General features: G+C 40.5%; 12 protein-coding genes. 6 read left to right on the forward strand and 6 right to left on the reverse strand.

The genetic code is table 11. The features are described from left to right. The first annotated feature begins 164 nt into the window (after nt 1–164). The 3 genes from FJ709_RS12200 (at nt 165) to xthA (ending at nt 1,908) form a co-directional block, all read left to right on the forward strand. Nucleotides 165–713, forward strand: coding sequence for a septation protein A (locus tag FJ709_RS12200; protein ID WP_226410323.1), 549 nt, complete (start codon nt 165–167; stop codon nt 711–713). 86 nt (nt 714–799) lie between these two features. After that, nucleotides 800–1,099 carry a YciI family protein gene (locus FJ709_RS12205; RefSeq protein ID WP_226410324.1) on the forward strand — a complete coding sequence of 100 codons (300 nt, stop codon included), beginning with the start codon at nt 800–802 and terminating at the stop codon, nt 1,097–1,099. Next, a complete protein-coding gene (gene xthA, locus FJ709_RS12210; RefSeq protein ID WP_226410325.1) occupies nt 1,099–1,908 on the forward strand; it encodes an exodeoxyribonuclease III in 810 nt (269 codons plus the stop codon). The genes FJ709_RS12205 and xthA overlap by 1 nt, the downstream gene beginning before the upstream one ends. A gap of 134 nt (nt 1,909–2,042) precedes the next feature. On the opposite strand, the gene bioD is transcribed toward xthA, so the two are convergent. From bioD to bioB, 4 genes are read right to left on the reverse strand one after another with little or no spacing between them, the layout of a single operon-like run. After that, the gene (gene bioD / locus FJ709_RS12215) at nt 2,043–2,735 is read right to left on the reverse strand and encodes a dethiobiotin synthase (RefSeq protein ID WP_226415976.1); all 693 of its coding nucleotides are present in this window, start codon (nt 2,733–2,735) and stop codon (nt 2,043–2,045) included. A gap of 31 nt (nt 2,736–2,766) precedes the next feature. Continuing rightward, on the reverse strand, nt 2,767–3,531 hold the full coding sequence (locus FJ709_RS12220) for a methyltransferase domain-containing protein (protein ID WP_226410326.1): 765 nt from the start codon (nt 3,529–3,531) through the stop codon (nt 2,767–2,769). Further along, nucleotides 3,532–4,674 carry an 8-amino-7-oxononanoate synthase gene (locus FJ709_RS12225; RefSeq protein WP_226410327.1) on the reverse strand — a complete coding sequence of 381 codons (1,143 nt, stop codon included), beginning with the start codon at nt 4,672–4,674 and terminating at the stop codon, nt 3,532–3,534. It lies immediately after the preceding gene. 30 nt (nt 4,675–4,704) lie between these two features. Beyond that, nucleotides 4,705–5,757 (reverse strand): biotin synthase BioB, encoded by a 1,053-nt coding sequence (bioB, locus tag FJ709_RS12230; RefSeq protein WP_226410328.1) that lies wholly within the window; start codon nt 5,755–5,757, stop codon nt 4,705–4,707. Nucleotides 5,758–5,855: 98 nt separating this feature from the next. Between bioB and bioA the strand changes: the two genes are divergently transcribed. The 3 genes from bioA to FJ709_RS12245 all read left to right on the forward strand — a co-directional run bounded on the left by bioA (nt 5,856) and on the right by FJ709_RS12245 (nt 8,713). After that, nucleotides 5,856–7,253, forward strand: a complete 1,398-nt coding sequence (bioA, locus tag FJ709_RS12235; RefSeq protein WP_226410329.1) for an adenosylmethionine--8-amino-7-oxononanoate transaminase — start codon at nt 5,856–5,858, stop codon at nt 7,251–7,253. Nucleotides 7,254–7,957: 704 nt separating this feature from the next. Continuing rightward, nucleotides 7,958–8,206: a hypothetical protein gene (locus FJ709_RS12240; RefSeq protein WP_226410330.1), complete on the forward strand. Its 249-nt coding sequence runs from the start codon at nt 7,958–7,960 to the stop codon at nt 8,204–8,206. Nucleotides 8,207–8,230: 24 nt separating this feature from the next. Further along, the gene (locus tag FJ709_RS12245; protein ID WP_226410331.1) at nt 8,231–8,713 is read left to right on the forward strand and encodes a hypothetical protein; all 483 of its coding nucleotides are present in this window, start codon (nt 8,231–8,233) and stop codon (nt 8,711–8,713) included. 792 nt (nt 8,714–9,505) lie between these two features. On the opposite strand, the gene FJ709_RS12250 is transcribed toward FJ709_RS12245, so the two are convergent. Next, a complete protein-coding gene (locus FJ709_RS12250; RefSeq protein WP_226410332.1) occupies nt 9,506–11,539 on the reverse strand; it encodes an alkyl/aryl-sulfatase in 2,034 nt (677 codons plus the stop codon). Nucleotides 11,540–11,981: 442 nt separating this feature from the next. Beyond that, nucleotides 11,982–12,572, reverse strand: coding sequence for a DUF6151 family protein (locus FJ709_RS12255; protein WP_226410333.1), 591 nt, complete (start codon nt 12,570–12,572; stop codon nt 11,982–11,984). Between the last annotated feature and the right edge of the window lie 36 nt (nt 12,573–12,608).

A 12,608-nucleotide genomic window follows, 5' to 3' on the forward strand; every position in this document is an offset into this window, starting at 1 on the left:
GCCTACTGCACTTATTTTATCCATCATAATTGATGAAAAAATGTTAATTATCAAACACCATTTTAGCCGTGGTAAAGGTTCTCGATTGACCTTATTGCATGGTACACTCTCAGCTTATTTTTTCATGCAATCGACTTTGCAGCCAACAGTGAATTTTATCTAACATGAAACAATTGCTCGATTTCTTACCCTTAGTTATTTTTTTCGCCGTGTATAAATTTGCCGATATTTATACCGCGACAGGCGTACTTATCGCCGCCACAGCAGTACAACTTATGGTAACGTACCTACTATATAAACAAGTAGAGAAAATGCATCTCATTACCTTCGCTATGGTAACGGTATTTGGCTCATTAACTTTGTTTTTTCATGACGATGCCTTCATAAAATGGAAAGTCACTATCGTCTATGGACTGTTTGCCGTGGGGCTAGGTGTTAGCCAATTAATGGGCAAGTCAGCACTGAAAAGTATGCTAGGTAAAGAGATGGTTGTCCAAGATAAGATCTGGGCTCAGGTAACCTGGTATTGGGTCAGTTTTTTCATTATTTGCGGTATCGTCAATATTTATGTCGCCTTTAGTTTACCGCTAGAAACCTGGGTTAACTTTAAGGTCTTTGGCTTAACCGCTTTAACCCTAATTAATACCGTAGTCACTGTGGTTTACTTGTTTAAACACATGGAAAACCCACCGGAAGAACCAAAAAGCGAATAGGGTTTAAATCGTTATTGAAAACGATTTCAGTGCGTTTTATTCAACAATGTTAAACAGCAAATTTAAGAACAAATGGAGCCTTAACTATGTGGTATATGATCTCTTCTCAAGATGTTGAAAACAGTTTAGAAAAACGCTTATCAGTCCGTGCCGATCACCTTGATCGTTTACAAGCTTTAGCCGATGAAGGCCGCTTGTTAACCGCAGGCCCACATCCTGCAATCGATAATGAAAATCCAGGTGAAGCTGGGTTTACAGGTTCACTAGTGGTTGCTGATTTTGCCTCACTAGAAGAAGCACAAGCTTGGGCCGATGTGGACCCGTATATTGCTGCAGGTGTGTATAAAAGCGTGATTGTTAAACCGTTTAAACGAGTCCTTCCATAATGAAAATTGTCTCATTTAACATCAATGGTATTCGGGCGCGGTTACATCAATTACAGGCATTGATTGATAGCCACCAGCCAGACATTATTGGCTTACAAGAAACCAAAGTGCACGATGAAGCGTTTCCGTTGGCCGATGTTGAAGCCATGGGCTACAAGGTGCATTACCATGGTGGCAAAGCCCACTATGGCGTAGCTATGTTGTCTAAAGTCGAGCCTATCAAGGTCATAAAAGGTTTTGAAAGCGACAGCGACGATGCACAGCGTCGTTTAATCATCGGCCAATTTAGCCAGCCAAATGGCCGTGTATTAACTGTCATCAACGGTTACTTTCCCCAGGGTGAAAGTATTCACCATGAAACCAAGTACCCTGCTAAGCGCAAATTTTACCAAGATTTAATGACCTACTTAACCACTCACCACACCCCAGATGAAGACATCGCTGTGATTGGTGATATCAATATTTCACCACTTGATTTAGATATCGGTATTGGTGAACCTAACGCTAAGCGTTGGTTAAAATCAGGTAAGTGTAGTTTTCAACCTGAAGAGCGTGAATGGTTAAAGACCTTATTAGACTGGGGCTTTGTTGACAGTTTCCGTCAATTACATCCAACACGTACTGAGCGTTATTCATGGTTTGATTATCGCAGCAAAGGCTTTGATGACAACCGTGGTCTGCGTATTGACGTTGTGTTAGCAACACAATCGTTAGTGGCTAATGTGGTTGAGTCTGATGTCGATTATGAGTTACGCGGCATCGAAAAACCCTCTGATCACGCTCCGATCTGGAGCACATTTAAAGCATAAACAACGGCTCTAATGTTTGTGTTTTACCCCATTAAAAAAGGCCTAATCGATGAGATTAGGCCTTTTTTGCTAATGCTATCTACAGAAATAACACTCCGCTTTCCATATGAAAACTGAGACTATAACAACAAAGACTATGACAACTGCCCGATATCAAGGTGTTTTGCGGCTAATTCAGCACTTGCGTGTGGAAGGTGAGGCACGTAACCTAAATAAGGTGCTGTCATCATTTGTTGTAAGCTTGCCAAATTAGCGGCTATCTCACTCATGTTTGCATCTACCTGATTAGCCACCCAACCAACAACCTTTAAGCTATCGGCTTCAATCGCTTGTAAGGTCAATAAAGCATGATTCAAACACCCTAGCTTCATACCGACCACTAAAATAACCCCGACTCGTTCGGCATTATGGGTTTGTACATAAGCATCCAGTTGCTTAACACTGTCCGACAAATACTGGTTATTGCCTAAGGGTAATCGCCAGCCACCCGCCCCTTCAATTAAGGCGAAATCTGCCGCTAAAATTGGTGTTGCCAGTAAAGCTTCTACTACCTTAGACGCCGATAATGTTACATCTATTTGAGCAGCAGCAATATGCGGCGCAATGGCTGGTTCAAACGCAATAGGATTAACCTGTTGGTAGCTTAAGCCCATGTTCGATTGTGCCATTAACGCTTGCGCATCTGGGTTTCTTAATCCATCAGGCGTTAACACACAGCCAGATGCGATGGGTTTAAAGCCACACTTGTTACCTTGGGCTAAAGAAAGCAACGCTGAAGAAATTAAGGTTTTACCGCTATCGGTGTCGGTTCCCGTCACAAAATAAATCATGTTCCGCCTACTTTATGTAAATGCAAAATTAACGCTTTTTCGCGTGGATATAAGCTATGTGGTAGGTCAAAGGTATGCCCTTTTCGGTGGCGAGGCCTTGTGCTAACACCACCCGCTCTTGCCAGGCGGATTTTGATAACATCGCCCGCGATTGACTGCCAGCTTGCCCAGCTGATGCGCCAACGCCTTTAATTGAATACAATAAACTGCGTAAACTATCGAAATACACGGTTACTTTTTCGACCTTGGCCTGTAAAACCGTCCAATGACTGTTGCACGATTGCATCGATGCATCTTTAACACCAAACGCGCTTAACAGGCTGGGCATACTGGTAAATTGATTGGTTCTAAAACCTAACGTTTGTAGTTCAGGTAAACTGCCATCGGCTACTATGGCGAGACTACAAACACCGTTATCCACTAACACGCGCTCAATTTCATTAACTGCTTTGGGGAAATCATCACACCATTGCAAGGCAAGATTTGAGTAAACGCTGTCAACACTATTAGCGCTAAGCGTCAAAGATTGCGCATCACAGTTAAGGGTTGAATATTGAGGGTAATTCAATCTGACCTGCTCTAACATGCCAGCGGCAATATCTATTGCAGTGACGTTAGATACCGATGAAAAATCACTAAAACAGGTACCAGGGCCACAGCCAATATCTGCCAGATGACCTGTTAATATGGCATTACCCTGTAATGTTTTGGCGGTGATCCGCTGTAGCACATCATGTTGTTTATACAAACTAGCCGCATGGGAAAAGGTATCGGCAACCGATTTATCTAACATCTATTGATTCTCAATTGGCTGATCTATTAACAACAAAGCAAGCTCGGCTACAAGTTGGCAAATTTGTGCAGACGTATGCTTGGCATTTAGGGTAATGCGTAATCTGGCCGAACCTTGAGGTACTGTGGGCGAACGTATTGCCCCTACCTTAAAGCCTTTTTGAGCCAGCGACTCTGCCACCGTCATGGTCGATATATTATCGCCAATAATAATAGGTTGAATTGCTGTGTTTGATTCAGTTAACCCAATACCCGCTTGCTCTGCTAAACGTCTAAATAAGGTAATATTGTCATTGAGTTGCATAAGGCGTTCAGGCTGCTGTTCAATTAATTTAAGCGCAGAAAAAGCCAAATATGCATTAGCCGGTGACAAGGCTGTTGAATAAATATAATGGCGGGCATTGGCCACTAAAAAATCAATCACTTGCTGGCTCGCTAAAATGGCTGCGCCTTGGCAGCCTAATGCTTTACCAAAGGTAACCACTTGAATATCAGCATCAGCTGCTGTTAATCTCTTGGCACTTAACACCCCAAAACCGTGGGCATCATCGACGATTATCAAGCTATTATGTTGCCGACACAGCGCGCTTAAATCACTAATGGGTGCGCAATCGCCGTCCATACTAAAGACGCTTTCGGTGACTAATACACTATTGGGATGCTTGGTTAGTAGGCGGGCCGCGCTGTCTATGTCGTTATGCAGATAACGCAGCAACTTCGCGCCGCTGTCTTGAATGCCATCAATAATTGAAGCGTGTACCAGTTTATCGGCAATCACTGTATCGGTACTTGAAAACAAGGTTTTCATTAATGCGCTATTAGCACTAAAACCAGAACAAAAAAGCATGCCAGCTTGATGACCTGTCATCTCACACAGTTTTTGCTCAAGCATTGCATGTGCCTGACCATAACCGCTGACTAATGGCGATGCTTTGCTGCCAACACCATAGGTTAATGCGCCTTGATAAAGCGCATCGGCAAGTTCGCTGGCGTTAGCTAAACCTAGATAATCATTATGACTAAAATCGATGAAAGCTGTAGGCTGATGAGTTGCGGCATTAAGCTCATGCCGCTGTCGCAGCAAGCCACTTTCTTGCTGCTGCGCCATTTGCTGAGTCATTTTATCCGTCAGAGGATGCGCCATCAATTTGCCGTATTGTTGTCAATAATAAGCTTACAATGCCGCGGCATCGTAAAACTGTTGAGTTGCTTTAGCAGTTTGCGCGCTGGCCTTAGCCACCATTTGACTGTCTTGATCAATATTGGCTACAGGGCCCTGTTCAGGGTGTAGTCCTAAACGTTTAAACAAGTTCATGTCATCATTTTCTTCAGGGTTTGCAGTGGTTAATAACTTACATCCGTAGAAGATTGAGTTTGCCCCTGCAAAAAAACACATAGATTGTAATTCATCACTCATGCTTTCACGCCCTGCCGATAAACGCACTCGAGACTTAGGCATAATGATGCGGGCAACGGCAATGGTGCGTACGAATTCAAGTGGATCTAAATCATCTATTTTTTCAAACGGTGTACCTGCGACTTTGACTAACATGTTAATCGGCACTGAATCTGGGTGTTGGGCTAAATTAGCTAATTGCTGCAATAAACCTGCGCGGTCAGTGGCTTGTTCGCCCATGCCAACAATCCCGCCCGAACAGACTTTCATCCCAGAAGCTCGTACGTTTGTTAAGGTATCTAGGCGGCTTTGATAAGTGCGGGTGGTGATCACATCGCCATAATATTCAGGCGAGGTGTCTAGATTATGGTTGTAATAATCTAAACCAGCATCGGCTAATCTGCCGGCTTGTTCAGGCGACAACATACCTAATGTCATGCAGGTTTCCATGCCTAAAGCACGAACATCTTTTACCATTTGAGTTAAATATGGCATGTCTTTATCACGCGGGTTACGCCATGCAGCGCCCATACAAAAGCGTGATGCCCCAGCAGCTTTGGCACTTTTGGCTTCAGTTAATACTTTTTCAATTTCAAGTAAACGCTCTTTTTCAAGTCCGGTGTCGTATCGCGCGCTTTGTGGGCAATATTTACAGTCTTCAGGGCACGCACCGGTTTTTATCGATAATAAACGACTGATCTGTACTTCGTTAGGATCAAAACTTTCACGATGGATACTGTGGGCTTTAAACAGCAAATCATTCATTGGCAATGCAAATAACGCTTCAATTTCTGTTTTTTGCCAATCATTGCGAACTTCAGCTAACGACATGGATTATTCCTTTATTTTGATTTTATGTTGGCTAGGATACCTGTAGCCCGTAAACTGTCAACGCAGCGCCCACCACCAACTTTACTAATGGTTATTTTATGAGCAAATCAAGCGTATCACAACAGCCAGAAAATGAATCAACCATTGATTACGCATTTGACCGTCAACATATTTGGCATCCTTATACGTCAATGACCCAATCTATGCCGGTGCATGGTGTGGTGTCAGGGCAAGATTGTGAGCTAGTGCTGGATAATGGCCGTAAGTTAATTGACGGCACCAGCTCATGGTGGGCATGTGTCCACGGTTATGGTCACCCGCATATTTTGGCGGCGATGCAACAGCAGCTTCATCAATTAAGTCATGTGATGTTTGGCGGTATAACCCATCAACCCGCTATTGACACCAGTAAGTTGTTAGTCGAAATGACTTGCTCGAGATTAACCAAGGTATTTCTGGCTGATTCAGGCTCTATTGCAGTTGAAGTGGCATTAAAAATGGCACTGCAATACTGGCAAGGACGTAATCAGCCTAACAAGCAAAAAATAATGACCGTAAAACGTGGCTATCATGGCGATACCTTTGCCGCCATGAACGTATGTGACCCTGAAGACGGTATGCATACTATGTTTGGTGACAATGTCACCCAACAGATCTTTATTGCTGCCCCGCAAACCCCGTTTGGCTTCAGTGCAGCATTAGACCCTCAATTACCATTAAATGATCAAGACTTAGCCATTGAAGATGAAACCGCATTAATAACGGCTTTTGAAACCCACCATCAAGATGTGGCCGCGATTATTATCGAGCCCATTATGCAGGGCGCTGGCGGAATGCGCTTTTATTCTCCGGCATATTTAACCCGATTACGTCAGCTATGTGATCAGTTTAATGTCTTACTGATATTAGATGAAATCGCCACAGGCTTTGGTCGCACAGGTAAATTATTTGCCTATGAGCATAGCAATATTGAGCCCGACCTACTGTGCTTAGGTAAAGCGCTCACTGGCGGTTATATCAGCCTTGCTGCGACTATGTGCAGTGATGAAGTCGCCAAAGGGATTAGTGACTCGCCCGCGGGGGTATTTATGCATGGGCCGACGTTTATGGCCAATCCCCTCGCCTGCGCCGCAGCAACAGCTAGCTTACAATTAATTAATCAACAGCAATGGCCAGCGCAAATCAATATGATTGAACAACAAATGATCACTGAGCTTGCAGAGGCAATTGAATTTGATCAGGTAAAAGATGTACGCATATTAGGTGGCGTGGGGGTGATTGAAATGCGCCACACAGTCAATACCGCACAATTACAGCAGGCTTTTATCGACCAAGGGGTTTGGGTTAGACCTTTCAGCAATTTAATTTATATTATGCCGCCCTACACCATTAGCTCAGCGCAATTAAGCCAATTGACCAGAGCAATGAAAGTGGTTGCCGCTAGTATCACAGAACCACAAACACATGAAGATGCTGAGTTTATTAGTCATGGATGATCATCGGATAGTCGATACTTCTACATCGGCTTTACTTAGCATCTTAATGAACGATGCTATAAGTATTAATCTCTTAGGCTTAGTTATATGTTTGTTCTACAAGGTGCTTTCATGCTCTTTCTACCTTTGGCTTCTTTAGTGACATTAATGGTTTTATATAGAGTTTAGCGAAAAAACGCCACCCTCTTTTCTTTAAAACGTCGGTATTTTTTGTTGTCAGCTTGATTCTGCAAGTACTGTTTAGTCAAACTGAATTTTGGCAAGTTGATCGCTACCTTGATAACGGTGGTAGATATAATTACCCGTTAGCTAGATGCGAGCAAACACTTGCATGAATTTAATTCTGGCCTTCTTAATCTCATCATAAAAATTATTATACATAGATGCCTATTTTTGAGTAATTTTTACAAGGTTGAATATAATTACCTGTAAAAAATACAAAAAAATTACATCTAGGCACTCCTATTAAATATAATTATAATAAAAACCTATTCATATCATTCGCCTATCTTTTATATTGTTAATATTTAAAATATGGCACAGCATTCGCATCTTAAATAATAACAATCGATACTTTATAGTTTCAAATTGATATTGTATTGGTTTACCTATTTTATTTTAAGTAGTAATGTTTGGATGCAATCATTTATTGTTGCTATTTATTCACAATAAGATAACTCGAAAGATTATTTAAGGAGATTAAAATGGCTACAACAAAAGAAAAAAATCAAGACTCTCAAGAAAAAGTCAAAGATGCTTACCATTTAGCTGAAGAGGCAACATCAGAAGCCGTTAATTCTTTAAAAGATCATGCCAAAGAATCACTCAGTGAAGGCTCTGAAAAAGTTAAGTCCGTAACTCATCAAGCTGGAAACATGATAAAGGAACATCCCTTACTGAGTATTGGGTGTGCATTTTTAGCTGGCTGGGCAATTTCGAAAATTACGAAGTAAAAAGGTAACCGGAGAGATTTTATTATGGAAAACACCAAGACAGTGTCGAGTAAAAATAAGATCTCTGACGATAAGAAAACCGATCCATTATCTAATTCGGATGAGGTTAATGCTAATGTTGACGAAATAACTGATATTTTTAATAAGGTATCAAAAGTCGGACAAGATATTGGACAGTGGTCAGAATATACTGTCCAACTTTTCTTTATGGAGGTTTCTAGAAATGTTGTTGTGGCGAAAAAATTTCTTGTTTGCCAACTTTTGTTTATTCCTTTATTAGTACTTTTTATCTTCAGTATATGTGTCAGTGTAGGGATTGTTTCATATAGTATTACTCACAACATGCTTATCGGAGTGGGACTATTTTTATTCACAATGATTATGGTTTTACTCGGTTTAGTTTACTGGCAAAAATACCTGACGCAGTTTTTTGGCTTTAAAGACACTATATCGCAATTGAAGGAGGGTATGGATGTCATCTCTAAAGCGTCTCAATCACTCGATTAAGCTAAAGCGTATGCAAGGTAACGTATCAGCTAGACAGAGTGAATTATCGATAAATTTATTACTTCACTCTGTCAAAAAACAAGCCGAAAAGCATCCTTTTGGGGTAACTGCCGTTGTCTCCATAGTCACTTTTATCTTTGCTAAATACAGACGAAATAGTAAACCACTTAATATTGCTACCCACTATTTTAATTTAGCTATGTTTTAGCCATGCTATTAAGCCATATATGAACAAACTTTGATATTCACTCGGGTATTGAGCTAGTTTTTTTAAAATAAATGGCTTCATTAACAAACACTCCTATTTAATCGATAAGCCAACGACCATCATCCTAAATATCGTTAATATTAAATGACACTCTCTCATTTTTCAACCCATTAACTTTTAAGCATCCAACTAATCCATCAATGTTTTCAAAGAGTGAAACCTAATTAGACACATATTTGTTAAATAATAATTTATCAGATACTTCATAACTATTTACATTCAACTTTGCGAGTAAAATTTGACTCAAAATATCGGGAATTATCTGGAGTAGATTGTCTTTATGGACAATTTTATCAAATCAATTTATAAGATTAAAAGCCTACAAAGATAAGTATTTTAAGCTAAAATCACACTGGCTAACAGGTATTAAGACGCTACAATCGTTAATCAAGGATCCTATTCAATTCGTGGAAATCCCTCAGACTCTAACCAGATTGAGTCTTTAATATTAGTTAAACATAAAAAAGGTTAACCCTAATTAGAGGTGAACCTTTTTCTTACTTATCTTACTTAGCTTACTTAGCTTACTTAGCGATAGTGCCTGGTAGCAACTCAAATGCCATAGAGAAGTTAACTACTGAAGACATTAACTCATCTATCGCCTTGCGGTCACCGTCAATTTTAACTTTACCAGCCTTAATTTTGTCATCAAAACTTTTTGCGCCCATCATCACATCGTTTAATTCAGCACGATCAATGGTAAGGGTCAAGTCAGCTTTGTCAGAATGAATACCCTGGATATTGGTTAGTGCAGAGTTACTTAACTCGACAAGATATTTTTCATCATTATCTGGGGTAACCAAATTAATAATATAGTGTTTACCTGCTGATTTTTCAGTATCAAGACGCACACCAAGAAAATCAAGCCATAATCCGGTAGACATACCTTTTATCATATCTGGACCAGTCGTCTTTGGAGAGCTACCTGTAGGCATGCCATTACGAAGCTCATAGGCTGCGGCAAGAAAGCTGTTTCGAACACTCGGGCTTTCTTTTTGATAACCAATTTGCTCAAACACATCGGCTAGTAAGTCTTTTGCCTGTTGGTTCTTAGGCTCTGCATAGACTAACTTGTTAAGAATTTCAGTTGCATGAAAATACTTACCTTGGTCAAACAACTGCTTTCCTTTAGTGATAATCTTAGCGCTGCCGCCCATCATCTCAACATATAAAGGTGCAGAATCTTCAGGTGACAAAGGCATTAAGGTTGCAGGGTTTGCATCCCAATAACCTAAATAACGATTCAATACTGCGCGGCTATTGTGCTCTTCAGAACCATGATAGCTGTGTGCGGACCATTGTTGACGTAAGCTTTCTGGAAGCTTATAAACATTATGAATTTGATTAATTGTCACCCCCTGGTTGGCCAAATGTAGCACTTGATTATTTAGGTGGGCATAGGTATCACGTTGAGTTCGCATTATTTCTTGAATACGCTCGTTACCCCAACGAGGCCAAGAGTGTGAAGCAAACATAACTTCGGCATCTTGTCCAAACTTATACAAAGAGACGTTAATTTGCTTAGACCATTCCAATGCATCACGTACTAATGCGCCACGTAACGTATAAATATTGTGGATAGTACCAGTAATATTTTCTGCAGCCCAAAACGCTTTCATATCTGGGAACCAAGTGTTCATTTCTGCAGGGGCTTCTGTACCTGGCGTGCTTTGGAACACCATCTTAACGCCATCAATTGTCATATCAGTGAAATCTTGCTTAATAGTCACGTTAGGCTCAATTAAGCCTAAATTACCCGCAGCAGTATTTTTACCGATAGACTGATCGACGTGTCCATAAGGACTGCGCGGTAGCAATACACCATATTGGAAGAACATACGGCGAGTCATCGCATTTCCCGCCATCACGTTTTCAGCAATCGCATGATGCATGAAACCCTCAGGGGCTATGATTTTAACCTTACCACTCTTTACATCTTCTTCATTCACAACACCACGCACACCACCAAAATGATCTCCATGAGAATGCGAATATACAACGGCGACAACTGGGCGCTCACCCAATTGCTCATTAATAAATTTCAGCGCTGCAGCAGCGGTTTCTTTAGCTGTTAACGGGTCAAATACAATCCAGCCTGTATCACCTTTAATAAAACTAATATTTGCTAAGTCATAACCACGGACTTGGTATATTTTGCCTGGAAGCACTTCATACAAACCATAAGCCATATTTAATACAGCTTGACGTTGTAACGATGGATTGATTGTATCGAAGGTTTTACCTTCATCAAGTAACCAATCGTAGCTGCCCATATCCCAAGCAACGTTGCCAGCTTCAGCCATAATTTGCTTATAATCAGGTGCAGCAATAAAACCTTTTTGAGCTTCCTCAAAATCACGTTTATCTTCAAATGGAAGTGTTTTACGTAATCCATTTTGCAATTCTATGGTGAACTTAGAAGGCGCTTTTCCTTTTTCATCAAAATGCTTAGTCGGATCACTTTTTATAACGGCCCCGCCACCAGCAGCCATAACAGAAGATATGGATAAGCCCATAACCGCTGATGCAACTATTACATTAATTAGTTTTCTATTCATAAAAACACTTCCTTAAAAGTTAAAGTTAAATTTCCATTTTGATTTGTTACAAAAAATAGGCAGAAAAGATCGATTAATTTTCGCAAGTTGAAAACGTTCAATACTCTACTTCGGCAAAAAATGCATCCAAGTAACTTATTTATAACATATCAGTGCGGTTTTTAGAGGGGTAAAATAGACTTATTTAAAATAAAAAAAACAATACTTAAACACAGAACTGGATGCAAAAAGTCACAAACCGCCAAAGGTTGGGGCTGTTTAAGGTTGAGGCTGTTTAATGATGTAAAGAGCTCAATTTAATATTGGGTGTCAATGATTAATAAGGCGAGTTTGCTAGGTCTGGCTATCTTCAATTACCATTTAGGACAGGTGAATAAAGCGTAGTATACTGTTTAATATTTAGCCAAAATCGTGGGTAGCCAAATTGATGGTTGCTAGCTGATTAGTCGATTTCACCCTTTGATAAAACTTTAACCTTTGCTACCGTTTCGTTTCCATTGAAAAAGGGGGATGGACTACTGCTTTTCCTAAATAGACCCTTTAGCATAAAACCTATTATTTTAGGCATGAAGGACATAGGGAACTTAGAGTAAGCATCCTTAGGCATTTCTCCTATTGAGTGTTTACCAAATGCCTTCATGGTAACAGGCCCTAATATTTCTAACTTTTCTTGCTCGCTTGCAAATTTCATTAGTTTTACTGACACACCTATAAATGGGATCTTTGCTGAACTCATTGTGTTAGCTATTGGCATATTGCAACATCTTGTATGCCAACGATATATACCTTTGTCTTTCAATTGTACGCCACCGATCTTGTCTTGCCCTTCAGTAATTTTCATAAACTCCGGATAAGTCTGGAAAAGTTCAGACCCGCCATGCTCATCCAAAATATTGTCACTATTCTTTAAATAAGAGGCGAACTGTTGGCAATCGCAACACAGGCAATGTACGTGAAAAAATGATCCAGGAACCACCCTAATATTGCCTTTCACTGTTCCACATAAACATTCTAGTTCAACTATTTTTGACATGTCATTTCCTCGTGATAAACGCCAGTATAAGTAGGA

This window comes from Shewanella glacialimarina, from assembly GCF_020511155.1.
Lineage (GTDB): Bacteria > Pseudomonadota > Gammaproteobacteria > Enterobacterales > Shewanellaceae > Shewanella > Shewanella glacialimarina.